Source organism: Sphingobacterium sp. 18053 (genome assembly GCF_902706145.1).
GTDB classification, from domain to species: domain Bacteria; phylum Bacteroidota; class Bacteroidia; order Sphingobacteriales; family Sphingobacteriaceae; genus Sphingobacterium; species Sphingobacterium paramultivorum.
This window is the reverse complement of sequence record NZ_CACSJW010000005.1, coordinates 503,805-526,056: the sequence shown is the minus strand read 5'-3', so window position 1 is coordinate 526,056 and position 22,252 is coordinate 503,805. Positions and strand designations below refer to the sequence as shown.

The following is a 22,252-nucleotide window of genomic DNA, read 5'->3' as shown; positions in this document are numbered from 1 at the left end:
ATTTTATTCGGTTTGTACATGAATGGTTATTTTATGGAGTGCTTGGATATCAGCTAGCATGTTGACGTATGCTAATGCTGTATTTTTATACGTTCCACTATAGTATTTATCTTGTATATCTTTAGGTTCAAAGCTTAGTTTAAGGCCATAATTATGACTGATGATGTGAAGTACATCTTGTAATGGGAGGTTTTTAAAGATCAGCTGTCCGCTAGTTTTTAAGTAAGACCCCCTTTTGCTGGATTGAGAAGTATTGACTCGGGTTTCGGCAATGATCTGTTGTAGCTTGCGATCAATGCTGATTTCTTCGTTGGGTTGAAACTGTAGATTTAAGGTCTGTTTATTTTCAGGACGCTGATTGCTTTTGACTTCAATACGGCCTTCATAGAGTTTTATTTTTGTAATCGCGCTACCACCTTCTTCCACACTGAAAACAGTGCCAAGTGCGGTTGTTGTCAAATCTGCCGTATGAACGCGAAAAGGCTTTGTTTTATCCTTTGCTACCGTAAATTTGGCTTTACCTTTTAATTGGATTTCTCGCGCGCTAATAGTTGTGAAATCTGAACTGAACTTTACTTCAGAATTGGGGTATAGGTCGATCGTAGAACCGTCTGGAACTGCAATTTGTTGAATGGTATTACCTGAATTGATATAATATAAATTACTTGGTTGCTCCTGCAGTGTTGGCTGGACTTTCTTCGCGCTACGGTATGCGGTGTTATATTTAGGAGAATCGATCTGGTTTAATCCCAGCCAAGCCCCGATTCCAATGAAGAAGATAATAGCCGCATATTTTAACCAGCTGAAACGATCTTTATTTTTTTGTCCTATTTGTTTGAAAATACGTGCTTTTATTTCCTTTTGGTTTTTAAAATCCGAATCCATCTCATATGCTTGCCATTCCGTTTCCGGCATAAAATCTTCCCAATAAAACTCGTTATTGGCCAGCGCATTTTCTACTGCGGCAATTTCTTCCGCACTGGCTTTACCGCTTAGGTATTTGTCGATGAGTGTTTTTGTAATCTTCATGTATAAAGATTACGATTGAAAATGAGGTACCCCCCAAAGAAATTAAAAAATAATTTGCACCAGCATACTGAACAGTAAAGCCTTTCGAATGGTTTTTAGTGCTAGTGTCAATTGGTTCTCCACAGTTTTCGTCGATATGGCCAGCTTGTCCGCAATTTCCTTATGCGAAAGATTAGAAAACCGGCTTAGCATAAAAATCTCCTTGCGTTTCTCCGGTAGTTTATCGACAATTTCATGGATTGTGGATGTAAGTTGTTTGGCATAAAAATCATCCTGAGGGCTATGGCGCAAGACAAATGTCTGATCGTGATCCAGAAGTTTCTTTCGGTTATACTCTGCCTTGACCAGATCGATCACCACTGTTCGGGTGATACAGAAAATTTGGGATTCTATGGTGGCATCGATATTTTTGTCACTCATATTTTTCCAGAGTTTGATAAATACACGCTGTACAGTTTCTTCGGCTAGATAAGAAGATTTGGTTTTATGGACTGCATATTGATATACTTTGGAACTCCATAGGTCAAAATATTCCTCGAATCTTCGAACGATAAGCGCATAATTGATTTCCATAGTGTAGGCTTGGAATAAATGAATTTAGCGATAATGCGCTTTCGCTGCAAGTTTTTTAAAAAATATTTTGCCTCTTTTCTTAGTGGATGAGATTTGTTTTCTGAATGATCTTCGATGTATGGTTATAGACTCTCAATTGGATATTAGTTCCTTGATTGGATTGATTTAGGAATACGATGTTCCCTTTCTGGTTGACATTCAGTGTGTATGTTTTGTTCTTCTCCATCTCAATCTCCTCTGATTCATTCAAAATTTTTAGCCGACCGGTCGATGTTTTTTTAGCTGTAATGGAAAATGGACTGGCATCTTCTGTTGAGATGGCTAAGGAACTATGTGCGGGGATTGATGTATTGATATACAAAGAGCCTTTTTCTTTTTTTTCTATCCGCTGAGCGGTGCAAGACTGGAGGGCAATGAAAAATAGAAAGACGGAAAATAATTTCATAAATAAGGCTGTTTTTTTATATGGGATCTAATCATGCATCATACCGGAGGTTTTTCCTACTACATTGGAGTTAGATTACTCCAATGTGCTGGGAAAACCAGTTATGGTCTTAAAAATACAAAAAAATCATAATGACTTATTAATAGAAATGGGGTGTTTAACGGATATCTGTATACGATCGTTGTGTATTTATTCGCTAGTTCGGTATTTATACCCCTTCTTAAGTGTTTGATACGGGTGTTTCTATGGCTGTATTTGGACTGGCATAAAGTTTGAATTTTACCCAGCTGTAATAAAATAGAGTATTCACATTAACACATCAACGTATGAAAAAATTAATTCAAACACTGGGACTAGGTATGCTTATTTTAACGGTTTTAGTAGGCTTTACATCATGTAGCAAAGACGATGATCCGGCCGACAACGATCTTTTTGTTGGTAAATATGAAGGCACTATCTCGTATGATGATATGAATAACAATGACAATGATGTTGCCGCTGCAGAAGGAACAGTTACCGTAACAAAAGTTGGCGATACCTATAATTTCGCTTTTGGAAATGGGATTCCAAATCTCAACGGCGTAGATTTTGAAAAAAAGGATAACGTCTTGGTCAACATTGGTTCGGCAGGTACAGGAGTTATCCGTATTGATGCCGGTAAATTGACAATTGGTTATACAAAAGACAGCAAGGTATGGACGGCCAATTGTAACCGGAAATAATATTATGAAGAATAGAAAGTGCTTGTTTACCAGGTGAATGTTATAGAATTAACATTTTATAACATTATTTTTTAAACGATTAGCTGTACGATACTGTTCTATTAGTAAACAACGAAAGGAAATAATTATGAGCGAATTAACATGGAAAGGCCGTTGGAACGAAATCAAAGGTAAGGTAAAACAACAATATGCAGATCTTACTGATGATGATCTATTGTATGCCGAGGGCAAAGAAGATGAGTTGGTAGGTAAACTTCAAAAGAAGACCGGTAAAACACAAGATGAGGTAAATAAGTGGTTAAATGACTTGTAGGTTTAGAATTGTGTGATAAAAAAGCGGGTAACAGCATTGTTATCCGCTTTTTTTATTTAAGGCCATATCACTCATGAGGATTTTGAGCATTTTGAATTCCTATTGCTTTGGATAGATTCTTTTCTTTCCAAGTCCCCGATGGAGCAATTTACTTTTTATTTTTTGTTAAAATTGAAACGGCGTGCAATGCTAAATCCCCAGCGGAATTGTCCCTTACCCCAGGAGCTATTTGTTTCGCTAATAAACTGAGATTCTTGTATTGCGGTGGCATTGGTAAAATTGAGATGGAAGATATGTCCTCCGGTATCCATTTCCAAACCGACACCTAATGCATTATAATAACGCTGTCCGCTTACATCTTCACGGTATTTTTTGTTCGACGACTTTCGGAAAGGTAATGTATAGTCTGCTACTAATGCGATCCTATTGCTGACCTTGGCCCGCCCGCCAATACCAACAGCAAATACATCATTCTGATCGTTATAAGCCGTATAGTTCCGGTGAAGATAGGTCGGTACCACAACGAGCGATAGATTTGAGCTAAATTTACGGGCAATGATGAGCTGCGTCACATAACTCAATCGGTCATTGAAGTCTTCAAAGCTTGCTGCCGAAGATTTATCCGGGCTGGCTTCCATTGCAGATAGGGTTGTACTTCCAAAAAAAGCAACGGAAACAGGTACATTATTGTCGACCGTTTGTTCGATAAATCGGTATTTCACATTACCCTCAAAGAGTTGTCTAACCTCTGTTGCGCCCTTCGTGCGGGCGATTCCAATGTTTAGATTATCTGATAGACCGTAATCAAAACCGATTCGGATGTCGGTCGAATTATCGAGGCCGAAGAAATTCTTCCCTCCACCGGCGGCGCCTGCGATATCGCCAAAACGGTGATCTACTCTAAAGTCCATTTCACGTCGGTGAATTGTTTCTGTCGTCTTAAGGTTGATCAGGTTACCGGATTTAAAGGTTGCAGTGACTTTTTCATTTTTAACCCCATCGATATGGATTAATTTATCAAGGTCTTCCTGTGCAAATAACTTTGTGAAAGTAAAGCACAGGAGTATAAATAGTGTTTTTCTCATTTGCAATGAATTCGAGTAGTTATGGTTTGTAGGTCGCATCAACGGTGATTTTTACTACTTCAGCAATTTTTTTTCCGACGATGGAAGGAATAGAAATTTTGTGATCGGCGAGTTTTACCTGAAAACTTGTAACAGCTTTTAATGTCCCATCTTTAACAATAAACGCAGCCTTGGTGCTGTAAGGTTTGGTAACCCCATGGATCTGAAGTGCGCCCGTTACGTTCAGCGTATAGTTGCCGTCCTTTGTTAATTTGTCTGCATTTTCGACTTTACCTTTAAATTCTGATAGGGGATATCGATCACTTTCCATGTAATTTTCATTGAAATGCTCTTGCATGAGCTTTTTGTCAAATTGAAAAGATGTATTTTTTACCCGAAAGATGATATCTCCGCTTTGGAGGTTCATCGCTGAAGCACCTAAGATACTTTTGGCTTCGATGTCTTCCAATGGTGCATTACTGAAAAAGGTGATGCTGGTCTCTTTTGAAACAAGGGAAGCCTTTTGTTGCGCAAATGTCTTCATACTAATGAGCATCATGAAGAGCGCTATATAAATGTTGATTTTGTTCATAGGTATAACATTAATTTTCAGGTGAATTTCTCTTAATCCATGCATCCAGCAGTTCTATTTCTTTTGCTGTGAGTGAGCCGCCCAGTGGCATGGATTTGGTCACCAGTACTGCATTGTTAATCTTTGCAATATGGTCTTTGACAGAGGTATAACCACTGAACGTCCATCGTCCACTAGCCGAACGTCCTGCTGCGTGGCATGAACTACATTTCGTTTCAAAGAGTACTTTAGAAAAATTCGTATAGGACACATTCTGGACTGTCACCGTTTCAGTTCCGTTATCCGGATTGCTTGTAAGTTCTTGTGCTTGCTTTTTGGTACAGGCCGAGAACGAGAGAACCGTTAAGGTCAAGAGTGAAATAACAAAGTAACGATGTGCGCTGAGGCAAGGATTTGTCGTTTTTAGATTTTGTTCCATAAGTTTGAATAGTTAGTCTTGACTTAGTTAGCAGGAGCAACGGCTGTGTTGTCATTTACGATTGGCCAAACACCAACGCGTGGGAAACTTATTCCTTTGTTGTCTCCGCGTTGTATATCCTGGCCGAAGTAATATAAGGGCCATCCTTTGAAAGTTAATTGTTTCTTTCCATAGACGGTAATGACAGCAATGTCAGCTGTACGAACAAGGGAAGGCAGAGCTCCCGTCTCTTTTTGAAAGATAGGCCAGGTCGCATCATTACTGAAATCTGCAGCAGTATAATTGTTTTTGTTGAATTTGTCGGGTTTAAAAGCATACAGCGTTCTGCCCTTATCATCTGTCAGATAAATTGTTTTTCCAGTTCCTTCGATGTAGTCACCTAAATAGTTTTTAGTATCGTGTCCAATAAGTTGTGCATTGGCCACCATGAGTAAATAATCTGGTTTGGCCACATACCATATTTTATTGACAGCATCTCCTTTCACCTGACCAGATTGACTATCGCCTGCATAGTAGTAAAGAGGCCAGCCCTTATATGTACTTTGTTTGGAACCATCTTCACGTGTTATTTCACCGAGCAGGCTTTTGTCAATTTTCAGGTCTGTACTTGTTTCGCTGCTGTAATAAACCGGCCAAGTGGCTATACAATTACCGCTGCAGGTCGAAGTTCCCTTTGTATCATTCGAAAAGAAATAGAGTGTTTTACCGTCGGCATCGGTCAGAATATTGCCAAACTGTGTATTGGCAGACATTTGCACGCCCTTGTTTTTATTTTCGACATTGCCAGGCTCACCATCGCTTTTTGAACATGCAGAAAACATCGCTAAGGCCAATAGACCACCTATAAAGGTTAATTTGACTTGTTTTTGGTTTGATTTCATAATTGTATGTTTTAAAATAATGTCTTGATATTACGATCAGGTCAGCGTAAAGGTTGCTTTGAAATCGCGCTGAAAAAAAATATTTTTTGCAGGCAACCTTTTCGATTATCTACTCGTAATAGACTTAATACTATATTTATCAAAAGAAAGAAGCAATAGCGAGTGGCGATAACAGAAGTTGACGAAAAATCTATCCATATTATTAAAGGATGTATTGATGAGGACCGCAGGGCTCAGAAAGATCTTTATACTATCTACTACGCTATGTCTTTAGGGATATGTCTGCGTTACGCTAATCACAGAGAGGATGCCATAAGTATTTTAAATGAAGGCTTTTTCAAGGTTTTTAAAAATATCAGTAAATATGATTTTCAGAAGCCTTTTTCTATATGGATCAAAAAAATCATGACAAATACTGCAATTGATTTTTATCGAGCAAAGATTAAACAGGGCATTTTGGTCGATGTTTCCATGTATGAGCATACCATTGTTGAAGATGATAGCATCAGTCAAAAGTTAAACTATGAAGATTTATTGGCCATGGTGCAGCAGCTTCCACCCGCCTATAGGACAGTGTTCAATCTCTATGCGATCGATGGTTATGGACACGAAGAAATTAGTGGCATGTTGGGTATTGCCATTGGAACATCAAAATCTAATCTGCATAAGGCACGTGGCCGACTGGCAGAAATGGTGGAAGTTCAAGGGGTAAAATTTGGTAAAACGGAAGAGAAAAGATGATGGAAAAGGATAAGAACAAGATTGATGAATTATTTAAGGAGGGCCTAAGTGATACTAACTTTGACTTTGATGAATCACATTGGCAAGATATAGAATCGCGGTTAGACAATGAAAGACGTTCAAAGAGACGCAAGATAGTCGTTTTAATGACTTGGGCAGCCACGTTGGCAGCAGTTTTAACGGTCTTTTTTATTTGGAATAGCGCGTTATTTAGATCGAGTCATTTACAAAGTGAAATAAATGAGGCCGGTATTTCGCCAAAAAAAGAGGTTCCAGAGAGCAAAACTGTTCAACCTAAGGAAAATTCGCTAGACGAAGCCAAACAGGATGAGCGTTGGACTGAATTTCAGCCGATCAAACGCACGAATCGTGCATTACAGATTTTAAATGAAACCATCGTCCTGAAGGATATTCGTTTGGGAAAGATAACCAATGCATATCCGATAGGCGTGCAAGAAAGAAAACTGAATACTGTATTTACAATTCCACGCATGGACTATAACAATCCGAGATTGCCTCATTTCAACTTAAGAGAAGAACCGGTTGAAGGGCTAGGGGAGCGTCTGGCAGCCATCTATCAGCCTAAAGAAGGTATCGGATCCGAAGGACAGGAAAGAGAACGGTCGGTTGTAAGTTTCTTGGCGGGACCAGATCTCACAAGCGTGCGTGGAGCAGGCAAATCCTCACTTAGTGAGAATATCGGTTTGGCTTATTCTTATCCCCTCACAAAAGGATTAAGTGTGTCTGTGGGAGCCACCTATGCTAAAAAGAATTATAAGTCAGCTTATAAGTTTTATGCGCCATCAAATCCGCCGGAAATGACGCAATTGCCAAGCAATGTGAGTGCTGTATGTGATGTTATTGATGTACCATTGACAGCAAGTTATACGGTATTGAAAAGTAAAAAAGTGAAGTTTAATGTTAGCGCAGGACTTTCGAGTTATTTTATGCTAAAGGAAAAATACACTTTTGATTATGAAAACGGAGGTAGCTACGGTGGATCTCAGAAAAGTGCCGTCTATGAAGTGAATGGAGAGAACCAGCATATCTTCGGTGTTGCCGATTTTTCGATCTCCATTGAGAAGAAAATCAATGATAAAATTAACATCGGTGTAAAACCTTTTGTTAAAATGCCATTGACAGGGATAGGCTACGGAAATGTGGACCTGGAATCTAAAGGCGTCGCGTTTACCTTGGGAATGAGTTTGTAATTCCGATATATTCCCTCGAAGATGACCACTTAAACCTAGTTTAGTGAGCTTGTACCCCTGTTACTAGCCTGTTTGTCCCCCCCCCCCGAAAAAAATTGGCACCTGACCTTTCTGATCAGGCAAACATGTACATTTTTTTTTATTGTATATCGTCTCTTTAAAATGCACAGAAAATTAAACTTCTATTACATTTTAATGTGCTGTACGTATGTGAACAATTCGGTTAATAACTGTTCGCATACGTACATTTCGTTTTTTGAAGAAGAGCTTAAATCGCCCATAATGGGCTTTAAAAGGCATAAATGAACCTTGGGGCCAACTGGTATGGTCTTTGGCACGGAGCTATTAAAATTGATCGTATGTTCTTTATGCATTTTGAAGTTTACTTTTTCATTTCAGTCATTCAGCGACTTTTGCTGGTTATTGATCTAAAATCCGTGGGCAACAAGCATTTGGAGCGATCGTTTTGAGTCAACAGATAAGCAAGGTAAAAAAACAAAAAAAGATAGTATGAAAACTCTTGTAAAAACATTCACAGTAGCAGCTTTAATGGCCGTATCAACGTTTGCTATGGCAGCTGAAGGACCGGGTTCAAAATCAAACCCAGTCAGCGTTAATCTATCAACCGCAGACTTTGCGCTAGAGCACTATGTCGCCGTGATCACTGAAGGTGAGTCGGCTGGAATAGAACAGTTGTTTGCTGAAGACTTTAATCTAAAGGTACAAACGGGCACCTTAAAGTCATATAGCCGCTATGAAGTGGTTAAATCCTTGAAAAAGCAAAAAAATATCTACCTGAATTGTGCGGTTAGCACAGATGTAGTTGAACAGTCTACAGATTATATGGTGGCCAGGGTTACTTTGAAATTTGAAAATTTCACCAAAACCGATCTTGTTACCTTAGTGCGTGAAGGTAAAGACTGGAGAGTATCCAAATCGATCAATTCCTATAAATAGAAGCTCATAATTTTGGGGCCAGTTCAGTTATACCAAAAGCTGATCCCTAGTGAATAACATGTTTATAAATTTAGTTTAGAAGCCACGTCGGGAGATGTGGCTTTTTTTGTCTGCCTTAACCAGAATATCCTTTAACAAGGTCAAAAAGCCTAAATTGACGAATTTACCCCTTAAAATAAGAAGATTCTACCCCCCTTCCTCTGTAACGTTTTTGATAATATTGCAAGTGTCAATATGACGTTTTATTGTGTTGACGATGTTAAATAACCAAGAGTGTTTGCCTGATTAGATGAATACCCTCTCCAAATCACATAAAAAATAGGTGGAGGGAAAGTAAGTTGGCTAAAACTCAAAAACAGCTAAATAACCAAGTTTAATTATGATGAATTTACCAATCAAAAGTGGATTGTTTGATCCTTGAATTCCTAATGGAACGCAATATTGCTACCTCATATTGCCATGTTACTCTTCATCAAAATATTATTTAATCACTAAACAGTTTTACTTATGAAAAGGAAAATAGTATTAACACAGCGCTGGCTTTGTTGTATCTGCTTTTTACTTTTAAGCTTACAGCAGACTTATGCACAGTCAATAACTGTACGGGGCCAGGTTACCGAAAATAACAGGCCACTTGCTGGAGTGACCGTTAAAAATATCGGTTCCACAATGCAGGCGCAGACAGATACACAAGGGAAATATACACTCAGTGCTGCGACAGTCACGGCATTAGAATTTACCTTTCTAGGCTATGCGAAACAGCGCTTTGAATTCAGTCAGCTTAAACAGATCAGCCAAGGGAACTACGAGCTTAACGTGCAGCTTGATGCTTCCGAAGGAGATGTTTTGGATGAAGTGGTGGTCGTTGGTTTTGGCTCGCAGAAAAAAACAAACCTGACTGGTTCTGTTGCGGTGGTTGATGCCAAGCAGCTGGAAAATAGACCCGTAAGAAATGCTATCCAGGCACTGCAAGGACTGGCGCCGGGCTTAAATATTTCTCAAAACTCAGGTACTATGGAAACCAATCCATCCATTAACATTCGGGGGACAGGTACAATCGGAACATCTTCTTCGGCACCATTGGTCCTAATTGACGGTTCTGAAGGATCTTTGGCGGCATTAAATCCACAAGATATCGAAAGTGTGTCTGTATTGAAAGATGCCGGTGCTGCTTCAATCTATGGTTCTAGAGCCGCTTTTGGGGTTATTTTGGTCACCACAAAATCTGGAAAGGCTGGACGTACTTCGGTAAATTATAATAATAGCTTTCGTATGAACGCACCGACATTGATGCCTAAGATGATGGACTCTTACACTTTTGCTCAATATTTCAATCAGGCCGAAGTCAATGCAGGCGGTTCACCACATTTCTCCGCGGAGCATCTGCAGCGCATCTTGGATTATCAAAACGGAAGCCTGAAAAATTCGACCATTGTCGATCCGAATAATAAGTTGTACTGGGCTGAAGGATATGCCTATGGTAACGACAATAACGATTGGTTCGATGTCATGTACCGGGATCAGGCTTTTGCCCAGGAGCACAACCTAAGTCTCAATGGTGGAACCGAAAAAACAACCTATTACCTTTCTGGCAATTTCATGAAGCAACAAGGATTGATGGCCTTCAATACAGACCATTACGACCGTTACTCTGTTGCGGCTAAAATCAATTCTAAAGTATCTGACATCTTTCAGGTAAATTACAACGCTAGGTTGGTACGTGAAGACTACGACCGTCCTGCGGCATTGACCAATAGTTTTTACGATGATTTAGGAAGACAGGGCTGGCCAACGCTGCCACTTTATGATCCGAATGGATACTTGTTCAGTTCTCCTTCACCTGCACTTGCCATGAAAGAAGGCGGACAGGATAAATCCAGTAAGGATTATATTTATCAACAGTTACAACTGATCCTTGAACCAATTAAAGGATGGCGTACAACCGGTAATTTTAACTATAGGACCACAACTCAATTTCGTCACTGGGATTCGCAGCGTCTTTACAATCATGACGTAAATGGTGATCCTTATTTGTATAAAAACTCTTCAAACGTCTACGAATTTGGTTTAAAGGAAAACTATTATAACATCAATATCTTTTCTGATTACGATAAAAGCTGGGGTGACCATCATTTTAAAGTTATGGTCGGTGGTCAGATTGAACACACGGCCTATCGCAATCTCGGTGTGCAACGTGATGGAATCATTATCCCGGATCAACCGGTATTGAATCTGACTTCCGGCACAGATATCAATGGAAAAGCAGTAGTGCCTTCCGTCTCTGGCGAATATCAAAAATGGGCAACAGCGGGTTTCTTCGGCCGATTGAATTACAATTATGCTGAAAAATATCTATTGGAAGCTAATTTGCGCTATGACGGTTCATCACGTTTCCGTAGCGATAGCCGCTGGGGCTGGTTTCCTTCAGTTTCTGCAGGATGGAACATCGCCAAAGAAAACTTCCTTGTAGAGTCGGCACCATTTATTAATATGCTGAAATTAAGAGCTTCCTACGGAGAGCTAGGTAATCAAAATACCGATGTCTGGTATCCGACTTATGTCACCCAACCAACGGGGACAGCCAATGGTGCTTGGCTGATCAATAATGCGCGACCAAATTCTGCATCGGCTCCAGGCCTCGTAAGTGCTTTATTGACCTGGGAATCTATCAATACGAAAAACTTAGGTGTCGATTTTGCATTTTTAAATAGCCGTCTTTCTGGGTCTTTTGAGGTCTTCGAACGGAAAACATTTAATATGGTCGGCCCAGCTCCGCAGTTGCCAAATACATTAGGCACAACAGTTCCTCAAACAAACAATACCGATTTAAAAACAAAAGGATTTGAAGCTACCCTGGGCTGGAATGACCGTACTGCCAGTGGTTTTGCATATGGAGCAAAGTTCCTCTTGTCCGATTATACCACAACAGTAACACGCTATCCTAACGCAATAGGGTCATTATCAAACTATCGTGAAGGTCAAAAGCTGGGTGAAATATGGGGGTATCAAACCCTTGGTATTGCCAAAACAGAAGAACAAATGAGCCAGCATTTGGCGAGCTTGCCCAATGGTGGACAAAATGCATTAGGAACACAATGGGGGGCAGGAGATATCATGTATGCTGATCTTAATGGAGACGGAAAAATAGATGGTGGAAGTAATACAGAGGCCGATCCGGGTGATCGTCGTGTGATTGGAAACAGCACACCGCGTTACTCCTTTGGATTGAATCTGAATGCGGACTACAAAAATTTTGACTTTAGTATTTTTATGCAAGGTGTCATGAAACGCGATTATTGGCAAGGGGGCTACTATTTTTGGGGAGCAACTTCAAAATGGTGGTCAACGGGCTTGGTCGATCATCTTGATTATTTCCGTACTGCCGATAATCCCCTGGGTGAAAATCTTGAAGCATATTACGCACGTCCTGTTTTTGGTACTGCTAAAAACCAGCAGACGCAGACGCGCTTTTTGCAGAACGCAGCCTATATCCGCATAAAAAATATTCAGCTGGGCTATACCTTGCCGAAAGAAACAACAAAACATTTCGGTGTAGAGCGTTTGCGTGTATACGTTTCCGGAGAAAATATCTGGACCGGCTCAAGTGTAGCGGGAATGTTTGATCCCGAAACTATTGATGGCGGAAGCAACGGAACCGTTTACCCATTGACTAAAGTCTGGTCTGCAGGTTTAAGTGTTACATTTTAAGTCGATTTATTATGAAATTCAATAGTACTATTTTTAGATTGATGCAATTGGGCCTTGTCGCTTTGGTAGGTCTAGCTTCCTGCAATAAATATTTGGATATTGCACCCCCTTCGTCCATTATACCTGAAGCTTATCTGGATGAGGAGTCACAACTTGCTGCTTATACCGTAAATCAATATGCTGGACTATTTCCTTCGCACGGCAACTGGTCATTTGGCACTTTCGGCATAGACGGAAACACAGACAATATGGCTATTCCAACACTCGATAACAAGTTTATTCCGGGCCAATGGCGCGTAGGATCGAATGGCGGTGACTGGGATTTTTCAAGTATTTATCAGATGAATTATTTTATAAATACGGTGGTTCCCAAATGGAAAGAAAATCGTATTCTCGGAAATTCCAGTAATATATCACATTATATCGGTGAAGCCTATTTTTTACGGGCCTACGTTTACTTTGGGAAATTGCAGGCCTTGGGTGATTTTCCTATTATTCGCAATGTGATGTCGGATAAGGACAAGAATATTTTGGTAGAAGCAAGTAAGCGTTCGCCAAGAAATGAAGTCGCTCGTTTTATTCTTTCTGACTTGGATTCGGCTATTACCTTGCTGAACCAAAGTTCTCCTGATGGTAAAAAACAGCGGATCTCAAAAAATGTAGCCCAGCTTTTCAAGTCCCGAGTAGCTTTGTACGAAGGTACCTGGCTCAAATACTTCAGCGGAACCGCATTCGTCCCTAAAGGACCAGGATGGCCTGGTGCAGCAAAATCATACAATAGCAATTATGCATTCCCGACGGGAAGTATTGCTGGAGAGATCGACTACTTTTTAACGCAGGCCATGGAATCGGCAGCTGCGGTTGCTGATAATGTGCCGCTGGTGAGCAATACCGGGATAATAGAATCTGCCAACAATGAGAATCCTTACTTCAGTATGTTTGGTGCCGTGGATATGTCCAGCTATGGCGAAGTACTTTTGTGGCGACAATATAATCAAAGCCTGGTGACACACAATGTACCGGTATATGCACAGCGTGGCAATTATGCGGTTGGTTTGACACGCGGCCTTGTTGAAAGCTTCCTGATGTCCAATGGACTGCCTATTTACGCTTCGGGCAGCGGTTATGCTGGCGATGATTACATCGCAGATGTTCGGAAGAATCGCGATGGTCGTTTACAATTGTTTTTAAAAGAGCCCGGCCAAAAGAATGTATTGGTCAATATTGGACAAGGTACGCACTACACGCTCATAGAGCCCACCCCGACTGTATACGATACCGATTGGGAACGACGTTACACAACAGGTTATACAATTCGTAAAGGCATTTCATACGACGGTTTACAAACGCTCAACGGTCAGGGATTTACGGGTAGCATTACCTTCCGAGCTACCGAAGCTTACCTCAATTATATGGAGGCTTGTTATGAAAAGAATCAAAATTTAGATACGAAGGCGCAGGCCTATTGGCGCTCATTGCGTACACGTGCTAAGGTCGACCAAGATTTCAATGCAACCATTGCGGCAACACAAATGGAGAAAGAGAAGAAAGATTGGGGTGCGTATTCTGCAGGACAGTTTGTGTCACCAACCTTGTACAATATACGTCGCGAACGCAGAAGCGAACTTATGGCGGAAGGTCTGCGTTGGATGGATCTCAAGCGTTGGCGGGCAATGGATCAGCTGATTACAACAGCAGACCATTTTGAAGGTTTTAAACTTTGGGGACCGATGAAAGATTGGTATAAACCCGAACAGCTGATTTATGGTGCTACCAATGATAAATCTGTCGTTTCGGATCCCGCACGGAGTGAATACCTCAGACCATTGGAGATCAGAAGCAATGCCCTGTCTTATACCGGTGTAAAATTTGCCATGGCACATTACCTCGCACCCATTGCCATAGAACATTTCCAGTTGACTTCGGATGATGGAACAGCAGAAAATTCTGTTATTTATCAAAATCCAGGATGGTCACTTATCAGTGGAACTGCCCCAACCGGACTGTAGAAAATATGAAAATGGATATGTGTCATCTCATTATTACACAAATACGAATATATCCCTCTTTTTGACTCAATATCCCCCTTGATCACGCAGAAAAAGGGGGATATTTTTGTTTACTGATAATCAAGAGCTGTTAGCTCAAAGAAACTTAAACTAAATCATGAAAAAACTTTTACCTGTCTGTCTTAGTTTGCTGTCAAGTTGTTTTGCCGCATATAGTCAACAGCCCGTCCCACCACAGTATACATTGGTATGGTCGGATGAGTTTGATTATAATGGTGCACCCGACACGACTAAATGGAGTTATGAAGAAGGTTTCAAACGTAACCGGGAAGAGCAGTGGTATCAAAAGGAAAACGTTTCCTGTCGTAATGGCCTGTTGGTTATTGAAGCAAAAAAAGAACAACGTAATCATCCGGGTTTTATTCAGGGTAGTCATGATTGGATTGCCAGCCGTAAAAAGATAACCTATACTTCGGCTTCGATAAATACTTTAGGAAAGCAGAGCTGGAAATACGGAATTTTTGAAATCCGGGCACGTATCCCAGTTGGTGAGGGCCTTTGGCCTGCATTCTGGACGTTAGGCACCACCAAAGAATGGCCATCCAATGGTGAAATAGATATCATGGAATATTACCGTGGCAATATATTGGCTAATATCGCAACCGGTACTGACCAACGCTGGAAAGCACATTGGTTTGGTAAGACAAAAGCAGTCAAAGATCTTGGCGGAAAGGCTTGGGCAGATCAGTTTCATACCTGGCGAATGATTTGGGATGAAGACGCTATTACGCTTTATGTGGACGATATGGAAATGCTTCACGTTCCTATGGATCAATTGGTCAATCGGGATGGTACCGGATTCAATCCATTTACCCAACCGCATTATCTCCTGTTAAATTTGGCCCTCGGCGGAATAAATGGCGGCACGATAGCTGATAAATTACTTCCTGCAAAATATGAAATTGATTATGTCCGGGTTTATCAAAAAAAGGAACATGCTGAGATGCATAGTTTTACGCCAGGGGAAATATGGAAAGACCAGTCCGGTCATGTGATCAATGCGCATGGCGGCGGCGTACTTCATCAAAATGGAAAATATTATTGGTACGGTGAGAAACGTGGCGGAACTACATCCCAGGGAGTCAATGTGTACTCATCCAATGATTTGTATAACTGGAAGTTTGAAGGATTGGCTCTCACACCTAGCACAGATTCTACAAGCGATATTGCTTGGGGCTGTATTATGGAGCGGCCAAAGGTTATCTATCACGATCAGCTGAAGAAATATGTGATGTGGTTCCATCTCGAGCTGAAAGGGCAAGGTTATGCAGCAGCCAGGGCCGCCGTTGCTACCAGTGACTCTCCGCTTGGGCCTTTTCAGTTTGTCCATAGCTTCCGGCCAAATAACAATATGTCCCGCGACATGGGCCTATTTGTTGACACCGATGGCAAGGCTTACCAAATCTATTCATCGGATGAAAACTATGCCTTACGCCTGGTTCAATTAACCGATGATTACCTGCATGTGACAGCGAAAGATTCCTTACTCTTCCGAAATCATAGGGAAGCCCCAGCTTTATTCAAGTACAAAGATAAGTATTATCTGATCACCAGCGGATGCACTGGCTGGGATCCAAATCGTGCAGAGCTTCATGTTGCTACAGATCTTTTTGGCCCTTGGAAATCCCTTGGGGATCCAATGCAAGGACCAAATTCGGCGTTGACTTATGGTGGCCAATCGACATTTATCCTTCCTGTCGCAGGAAAAAAGGATTCCTTTATCTTTATGGCCGACCGCTGGAATCCCAAAGATCTTATGGATAGCAGATATATCTGGCTTCCGGTTGATCTCCAGAATGAAAAAGTACAGATAAATTGGAAGGATCAGTGGGATTTAAGTGTATTTCACTAATTCGACCCTATAGTCCGGACTCAACCCAGATTCAGTTAAACAAATCAGTTGCAAGGCACCAGCAAAACAGGTTACAGTTCTGATACAGGCAACAGGCAATAAGAGGCCCTGTACAGCAACAACCGTTCGTAATTGTTGTACAGGGCTTATTTTATTTTTGACAATTCAGACTAAGGCCGATCGACATGGAATTCATTCTGAAACGCTTTTCGATACTTTTTGACATAGTCGGATGGCGTATGGCCAAACAATTTGCTGAACTGCTGTCTAAAGTAGCGTTGGTCGTAGAAACCTGTTAAGTTAGCTACTTCATTAATTTTTGAATCTGTCAGTATGAGCATTTCTGCTGCTTTTTTGAGTCGTACCGACCTGATAAATTCATTGATCGATTTGCCTGAAATAGTTTTAATTTTTTTATAGAGTGAAGAATGACTCATGCCTGTTTTTTCGGCAAGACTTATTACAGTCAGTTCTTCCAACAGGTTCTCTTCAATAATCTCAATGCACCGTTCTATCAATAGCTTGTCTGTGATCGGTATCTTTAGCTCATTGGACTGTAGCGTAATCGCATTAAAGAAAAAGTCCTGCAGGTTCTTTTTGTTCTGCAGCAATGTTTTGACCCGGAGCAACAATATTTCCGAATCAAATGGCTTATGGATATAATCATCGGCACCATATTGAATTCCGGCCAATTTAGTGCTATCAGAGGTACTTGAAGTAAGTAGGATGATTTGAATATGGTTGAGCGTAGCATTAGATTTTACGGCTTTGCAAAGTGACAATCCATCCATCTCTTCCATGATAATATCACTTATTACCAGATCAGGTTGTTTTTCCTTGATCATATCGAGTGCCTGAACACCATTATGGGCATTATAGACCGTGTAGTCTACCTTAAAAATGTCGGTAAGATAGCTGCGGATAGCATCGTCGTCGTCAACCAATAAGACACTGAATTTTTTGCTTGATATAGCTGTCGGGAATAAGGGAACGGTTTCCGTCACTACTTGCGAATCGTATAGCATTTGAATCCCCGACTCATTGTGGAGCGCTACATCCGCCAATGGTTCTTCAGCTGGGGTTTGTTGTGCTAAGATAGGCAAAACGAGGTCGAATGTTGTTCCCGCTGTTGCTGAACTCGTGTAATTTATTGTTCCGGCGTGCATTTCAACAAAAGTTTTGACAAGGTACATCCCAATCCCGAATCCTGTTTGTTTTTTGGGACCATTGAGAGGATCCGAAAAATATTTGTCAAATATCCTATCGCCAAGATGTTCGGGGATACCTTTTCCCGAATCTTTGATCTGAATGGTTAATTCCCGCCCCTGTTGCGATAAGGCAATGTGGATAGCACCATTTGAAGGCGTAAATTTAAAGGCATTTGATATGAGATTGCATAAGATGATCTCAATTTTTTCTTTGTCGGCATTGACATAAATCGGATCGGAATTCTCCTGGAACTGATAATCTATCTTTTGCAATTTTGCCTGAGCAGCGAAATATAGAAATATTTCTTTCATAAAGCTTTGGCAGTCAAAAATACTTGTTTTGAGCTGTTCGGCACCGTCCTCTGTTTTTCTAAATACAAGCAGCTGGTCCACCAAGCTCAACAGTCTTTTGGCATTTCTATGTACAACCTGAAGGGAAGCGTTGTCCTTGGACTCGTTTTTGGTCTTAAGCAGATCTTTAATCGGATTAATAATTAAGGTCAGTGGTGTTCTAAATTCATGCGATATATTCGTGAAAAATGCGTGCCTCTTATCATTGAGTTCTCTTTCTTTCTGAATGGTAAATTTTGAAAGCTGTATTTCGTAATTTAAAGCGATTTGCCTTCTCCGATAGCGCAGATACCATAGTCCGATATAGGCAATAACCAGCGTGTAAAGCAGGTAGGCCCACCAGCTTCTATACCAAGGCGGAAGAATTTGAATCTCGAGCTTAATCTGTTTATTCGTCCAGTTGCCTTCCGAGTCGGTCGATTGAATATGCAGAATATAAGTTCCTTCATGCAGACCGTTGTAATTTATTGATCGGGTAGACCCTGCATCGTTCCATCCCTTGTCCAATCCTTCCAATAGATACCTGTATTTTATCTTTTGTGGGGAATCAAACTCCAGGGCTGCAAACTCCAGCGAAAAAGTGGATTGATTGTAGGGGAGCGTCAATTTGTGAATGCTATGATCTGTTCCAATATCGACCCTGTCGTTCAGGTCGGCAATCTTTTTATTGTTAATTTTAAGGCTTGTGATAGCTAAGGCAGGTTCATAAATTTTCAGTTTAATGCTATCGGCGTCAAAGATGTTAAAACCGTTGTTCCCTCCGAAAAGAAGATGGCCGTCTTTGAGCTTAAGAGCTGCCCCATAGGAAAATTCGTTGCTTTGAAGTCCGTCAGTTTCTTCGTACCGTACAAATTTTTTAGTGGAAGGATCGAACTTCGAAAGCCCATTAAAGGTGCTTAACCACAATTTTCCAGTTTTATCTTCCAAAATATTAAGTACGGCATTGTTGCTCAATCCTTCGTTTGTGGAATAATTTTCGACAATCTTTTTTAAACTGATATCAAATGCCAAGAGTCCCTTTCCTTCTGTTCCCAGCCAAAGTCTGTTATTTTTTCCGAGCTGAATGGCACGAACAGGTTTTCCGATTAAATATCTGGAGATTTTTTTCGTCTGCTTGTTTAGCTGTATGATCTCATTGTAATTCCCCATCCAGATATTACCTTTCTGATCATCAATCATACAATTGATATCATAGATGTCTTCGCTGAATACTTCAAATTGGTCGCTTGTCGGATTATATGTATATACTCTTCCCTCAGAAAATGTCGCTGCCCAGATCTTCTCATCCTGATCCTTAAAAAGTAACTGTACACTGTTATTTAGAATCCCATTTGGCGTTCTACAAACATAATATTTAAAACCCGACCCCTTTGTGTAACGCGCAAGGCCCCTTTCGGTTGCTATCCATAGTTCTCCATTAGTTCCAGTCAAAAGATGGTTTACCGTATTGTCTGGCAATTGCTGTGGCCCTTTTTGAAAAGACTGAACCTCATTGGTCTTGCTATCCCATACATAAAGACCATTGCCTTCGGTACCAATCCAGATCTTGTTATCATATTCAACAAAAGAACGGACAAATTTGTGCGCCAAGTTAAAGCCTGCATAATGTTTCTGCTGTAAATAATTAAATTTATAGCCATTGTTATCAATCGTCTCAATTCCGCCTTTTCCGGTGCCGATCCATATTTTACGCTGGGAGTCTATGTAAACCGTATAAATGGTCTTGCTATTCAGTGAAAATTGAACGGGCTGTAGATCATTTTTGTTTTCTCCTTTTCCATGAGATAGGTTAAGTATAAAAATGCCATTGTTTTGGGTGGCTATCCAAAGTTTGTTTTGTCCTTCCAGCGTCAGCATATTGATCTGACTCGATTTAAGCTCCTGCGAATACAATGTCGAAAGCATGCCGTCTTTGATTTTCAAAACAAATAGTCCCTCGTAATTACCAATAAAGAGTTCACCGCTGTTTGTACTAGCCATACAGGTTGCACTGGTAATGACCTTTGATACAAGAAGCAACTGCTGTGTTTTTTTATCGAAAGCATATAAACCGCTTCCCTCTATAAAAATCCATACCCGACCTACTGCATCAATATGCGTCGCGGATACATGGTAGTATAAGCTGGATAGGTTCGATTTATAATCTTTAAAAGCGATTTGCATGGCATATGCTTCTTTATGACTTTTGTAAAATAGCCCCCAGCCGTTTGTGCCTATATAAATATTATTGTCACTATCGATTTGAATGGATTTCGTGTCGGCGTTGAGATGATATGACCGTTTCGATTTTTGGTCTCTATAATTTAAACGGGAGAAGGTGTCAAAATTTCGGTCGTAGATTCCAATCCCTTGACCGGTTCCTATCCACAATTTTTTATTGTGGTCTTCTGCTATACAATAGATATAATTATGCGGAATGCTATTTTCGTTATTTAGCTGGTTTCTATAGGTTTTTATATCGTAACCGTCGAATCTGTTAAGCCCGTCGAAGGTACCGAGCCATATAAAGCCCTGACTATCCTGAAATATGGATTTCACCGAACTATTGGACAAACCTCTATTCATCTCCCTGGGAAATTGTGCTAGGGTCAGCATACTTGAGTGAACAAGGATGAGAACGAATACCAGGATTAAGGCCTGACGAGAATATAGGAGTCTGTTGAAACTAGGCATGTTAGCAGTTTTGTTCGTATGGTATTTCCGATATCAGGTAAAATTATCGATTTATCCTATCATAGGTTATTATCTTGAAAACGACTATTTGCAATTGAAAACAGTCAAATTGAAGATTGTATGGCTAAAGATACGATTGTTTTTTAAAATAAGTGTATATTGTACGTTTATATAAAAAGGCCTGTATTACAGCTAACATTTTTGCTTTATAAAGCAAAAAAAATCGGGAAGAAAGTAATGAGTGTCTCCATTAAATAGTGTACAAACCAATTTAAAGCAGCTTTTGTGCTGATTTATCAAAAAATACTATACATCTAAATATATGCGGATCAATTTAATCTTATGTCTATTGTTTGTAGGACATTTTTCATTTGGACAGCAACTGAACAAAGAAGCCGTACTTGCTCAGCTAAATAAGGCAAACCAATACTGGCAGTCTCATCATAAGCCCGAGGTTTGGGCTTTTTGGGATCAGGCAGCTTATCATACCGGAAATATGGAATTCTATAAGATTTCAAAATCAGCGGGCGACTTAAAATATGCTGAGGATTGGGCCAAATACAATGATTGGAAAGGTGCCAAGTCTACCAATACACAACTTTGGAAATACAACTATGGAGAAACAGACGAACACGTTCTTTTTGGTGACTGGCAAATTTGTTTCCAAACCTATATCGATCTCTATCATTTATCGCCGAGCCCTGACAAGATTGCACGAGCTCAGGAAGTCATGGAATATCAGATCCACTCCAATAAACAGGACTATTGGTGGTGGGCCGATGGTTTGTATATGGTGATGCCCGTGATGGCGAAAATGTACAAATTGACAGGAAATTCACTTTATCTGGATAAGATGTATACTTATTTGCAATATGCCGATAGTATCATGTTTGATCGGGAAGAGAAATTGTATTACCGCGATGCAAAATATGTCTTCCCCAAACACCAGAGCTTACATGGCAAAAAGGATTTTTGGGCTCGTGGCGATGGCTGGGTGTTCGCTGCATTTGCAAAGGTTCTTCAAGATCTACCTCAGGAGGATAAACATTATACCTACTATCAGGATCGCTTTAAGGATATGGCAGCCGCTATCATTAATTGCCAACAGCAGGAGGGATTTTGGACTCGAAGCATGTTAGATCCCGAACATGCACCCGGTCGGGAAACAAGCGGAACGGCTTTTTTTACTTATGGACTGCTCTGGGGAATAAATAATGGCTTGCTAAGCGATTTTAAATTTAAAGATGCTGCGGTTAAAGGCTGGAAATATCTTAGTGAGATCGCTTTACAACCCGATGGCAGAATTGGGTATATACAACCTATCGGTGAAAAAGCTATCCCCGGACAGGTGGTGGATACCAACTCTACAGCTCCTTTTGGTGTAGGTGCGTTTTTATTAGCCGGCTCGGAAATGTATCGTTATTTAGCTAAAAAATAGACTGGAT

Annotated in this window: 17 protein-coding genes; 9 read left to right on the top strand and 8 right to left on the bottom strand. The window is 40.5% G+C overall.

Annotation, left to right across the window (positions count from 1 at the left end; genetic code table 11):
- Window positions 1-3: 3 nt before the first annotated feature.
- The 3 genes from GVK91_RS14670 to GVK91_RS14660 form a co-directional block, all read right to left on the bottom strand.
- On the bottom strand, window positions 4-1,029 hold the full coding sequence (locus tag GVK91_RS14670) for a FecR family protein (protein WP_159729667.1): 1,026 nt from the start codon (window positions 1,027-1,029) through the stop codon (window positions 4-6).
- 42 nt (window positions 1,030-1,071) lie between these two features.
- On the bottom strand, window positions 1,072-1,602 hold the full coding sequence (locus GVK91_RS14665) for a sigma-70 family RNA polymerase sigma factor (protein WP_153847021.1): 531 nt from the start codon (window positions 1,600-1,602) through the stop codon (window positions 1,072-1,074).
- 79 nt (window positions 1,603-1,681) lie between these two features.
- Entirely contained in the window at window positions 1,682-2,047 is a 366-nt protein-coding gene (locus tag GVK91_RS14660; protein ID WP_159729665.1) for a hypothetical protein, read from the bottom strand.
- Window positions 2,048-2,373: 326 nt separating this feature from the next.
- On the opposite strand from GVK91_RS14660, the gene GVK91_RS14655 reads away from it, so the two are divergent.
- On the top strand, window positions 2,374-2,769 hold the full coding sequence (locus GVK91_RS14655) for a hypothetical protein (protein WP_075991410.1): 396 nt from the start codon (window positions 2,374-2,376) through the stop codon (window positions 2,767-2,769).
- Window positions 2,770-2,896: 127 nt separating this feature from the next.
- Window positions 2,897-3,082: a CsbD family protein gene (locus GVK91_RS14650; RefSeq protein WP_046672091.1), complete on the top strand. Its 186-nt coding sequence runs from the start codon at window positions 2,897-2,899 to the stop codon at window positions 3,080-3,082.
- Window positions 3,083-3,237: 155 nt separating this feature from the next.
- Here GVK91_RS14650 and GVK91_RS14645 read toward each other — a convergent pair whose 3' ends face one another.
- From GVK91_RS14645 to GVK91_RS14630, 4 genes are read right to left on the bottom strand one after another with little or no spacing between them, the layout of a single operon-like run.
- Window positions 3,238-4,167 (bottom strand): DUF5777 family beta-barrel protein, encoded by a 930-nt coding sequence (locus tag GVK91_RS14645; RefSeq protein WP_159729663.1) that lies wholly within the window; start codon window positions 4,165-4,167, stop codon window positions 3,238-3,240.
- Window positions 4,168-4,186: 19 nt separating this feature from the next.
- On the bottom strand, window positions 4,187-4,738 hold the full coding sequence (locus GVK91_RS14640) for a YceI family protein (protein ID WP_159729661.1): 552 nt from the start codon (window positions 4,736-4,738) through the stop codon (window positions 4,187-4,189).
- Between the two features lie 10 nt (window positions 4,739-4,748).
- Complete coding sequence (locus GVK91_RS14635) at window positions 4,749-5,156, bottom strand: cytochrome c (protein WP_159729659.1); 408 nt, start codon at window positions 5,154-5,156, stop codon at window positions 4,749-4,751.
- Window positions 5,157-5,179: 23 nt separating this feature from the next.
- The gene (locus tag GVK91_RS14630) at window positions 5,180-6,037 is read right to left on the bottom strand and encodes a hypothetical protein (RefSeq protein WP_159729657.1); all 858 of its coding nucleotides are present in this window, start codon (window positions 6,035-6,037) and stop codon (window positions 5,180-5,182) included.
- 162 nt (window positions 6,038-6,199) lie between these two features.
- Here GVK91_RS14630 and GVK91_RS14625 point away from each other — a divergent pair, with 162 nt between their 5' ends.
- The 6 genes from GVK91_RS14625 (at window position 6,200) to GVK91_RS14600 (ending at window position 16,575) form a co-directional block, all read left to right on the top strand.
- Window positions 6,200-6,778, top strand: coding sequence for an RNA polymerase sigma factor (locus GVK91_RS14625; protein ID WP_120335478.1), 579 nt, complete (start codon window positions 6,200-6,202; stop codon window positions 6,776-6,778).
- Entirely contained in the window at window positions 6,775-7,989 is a 1,215-nt protein-coding gene (locus GVK91_RS14620) for an outer membrane beta-barrel protein (protein ID WP_159729655.1), read from the top strand. Before GVK91_RS14625 ends, GVK91_RS14620 begins: the two co-directional genes overlap by 4 nt.
- A gap of 510 nt (window positions 7,990-8,499) precedes the next feature.
- Entirely contained in the window at window positions 8,500-8,946 is a 447-nt protein-coding gene (locus tag GVK91_RS14615) for a nuclear transport factor 2 family protein (protein WP_159729653.1), read from the top strand.
- A gap of 507 nt (window positions 8,947-9,453) precedes the next feature.
- Entirely contained in the window at window positions 9,454-12,654 is a 3,201-nt protein-coding gene (locus tag GVK91_RS14610; RefSeq protein WP_159729651.1) for a TonB-dependent receptor, read from the top strand.
- A gap of 11 nt (window positions 12,655-12,665) precedes the next feature.
- Window positions 12,666-14,663, top strand: a complete 1,998-nt coding sequence (locus GVK91_RS14605) for a RagB/SusD family nutrient uptake outer membrane protein (RefSeq protein ID WP_159729649.1) — start codon at window positions 12,666-12,668, stop codon at window positions 14,661-14,663.
- A 157-nt stretch (window positions 14,664-14,820) separates the two neighbouring features.
- Window positions 14,821-16,575 (top strand): family 43 glycosylhydrolase, encoded by a 1,755-nt coding sequence (locus tag GVK91_RS14600; protein ID WP_159729647.1) that lies wholly within the window; start codon window positions 14,821-14,823, stop codon window positions 16,573-16,575.
- Between the two features lie 170 nt (window positions 16,576-16,745).
- On the opposite strand, the gene GVK91_RS14595 is transcribed toward GVK91_RS14600, so the two are convergent.
- The gene (locus tag GVK91_RS14595; RefSeq protein ID WP_159729645.1) at window positions 16,746-20,699 is read right to left on the bottom strand and encodes a two-component regulator propeller domain-containing protein; all 3,954 of its coding nucleotides are present in this window, start codon (window positions 20,697-20,699) and stop codon (window positions 16,746-16,748) included.
- Window positions 20,700-21,129: 430 nt separating this feature from the next.
- Here GVK91_RS14595 and GVK91_RS14590 point away from each other — a divergent pair, with 430 nt between their 5' ends.
- Window positions 21,130-22,245, top strand: a complete 1,116-nt coding sequence (locus GVK91_RS14590) for a glycoside hydrolase family 88 protein (RefSeq protein ID WP_159729643.1) — start codon at window positions 21,130-21,132, stop codon at window positions 22,243-22,245.
- Window positions 22,246-22,252: the final 7 nt, after the last annotated feature.

What these genes read in the sequence shown, in the direction of transcription:
- GVK91_RS14655 (WP_075991410.1), top strand. Translation starts at nt 2,374, where the DNA reads ATGAAAAAATTAATTCAAACACTGGGACTAGGTATGCTTATTTTAACG.
- GVK91_RS14670 (WP_159729667.1), bottom strand. Translation starts at nt 1,029, where the DNA reads ATGAAGATTACAAAAACACTCATCGACAAATACCTAAGCGGTAAAGCC.
- GVK91_RS14595 (WP_159729645.1), bottom strand. Translation starts at nt 20,699, where the DNA reads ATGAATAGAGGTTTGTCCAATAGTTCGGTGAAATCCATATTTCAGGAT.
- GVK91_RS14665 (WP_153847021.1), bottom strand. Translation starts at nt 1,602, where the DNA reads ATGGAAATCAATTATGCGCTTATCGTTCGAAGATTCGAGGAATATTTT.
- GVK91_RS14645 (WP_159729663.1), bottom strand. Translation starts at nt 4,167, where the DNA reads ATGAGAAAAACACTATTTATACTCCTGTGCTTTACTTTCACAAAGTTA.
- GVK91_RS14650 (WP_046672091.1), top strand. Translation starts at nt 2,897, where the DNA reads ATGAGCGAATTAACATGGAAAGGCCGTTGGAACGAAATCAAAGGTAAG.
- GVK91_RS14610 (WP_159729651.1), top strand. Translation starts at nt 9,454, where the DNA reads ATGAAAAGGAAAATAGTATTAACACAGCGCTGGCTTTGTTGTATCTGC.
- GVK91_RS14640 (WP_159729661.1), bottom strand. Translation starts at nt 4,738, where the DNA reads ATGAACAAAATCAACATTTATATAGCGCTCTTCATGATGCTCATTAGT.
- GVK91_RS14605 (WP_159729649.1), top strand. Translation starts at nt 12,666, where the DNA reads ATGAAATTCAATAGTACTATTTTTAGATTGATGCAATTGGGCCTTGTC.
- GVK91_RS14630 (WP_159729657.1), bottom strand. Translation starts at nt 6,037, where the DNA reads ATGAAATCAAACCAAAAACAAGTCAAATTAACCTTTATAGGTGGTCTA.
- GVK91_RS14600 (WP_159729647.1), top strand. Translation starts at nt 14,821, where the DNA reads ATGAAAAAACTTTTACCTGTCTGTCTTAGTTTGCTGTCAAGTTGTTTT.
- GVK91_RS14615 (WP_159729653.1), top strand. Translation starts at nt 8,500, where the DNA reads ATGAAAACTCTTGTAAAAACATTCACAGTAGCAGCTTTAATGGCCGTA.
- GVK91_RS14620 (WP_159729655.1), top strand. Translation starts at nt 6,775, where the DNA reads ATGATGGAAAAGGATAAGAACAAGATTGATGAATTATTTAAGGAGGGC.
- GVK91_RS14590 (WP_159729643.1), top strand. Translation starts at nt 21,130, where the DNA reads ATGCGGATCAATTTAATCTTATGTCTATTGTTTGTAGGACATTTTTCA.
- GVK91_RS14635 (WP_159729659.1), bottom strand. Translation starts at nt 5,156, where the DNA reads ATGGAACAAAATCTAAAAACGACAAATCCTTGCCTCAGCGCACATCGT.
- GVK91_RS14660 (WP_159729665.1), bottom strand. Translation starts at nt 2,047, where the DNA reads ATGAAATTATTTTCCGTCTTTCTATTTTTCATTGCCCTCCAGTCTTGC.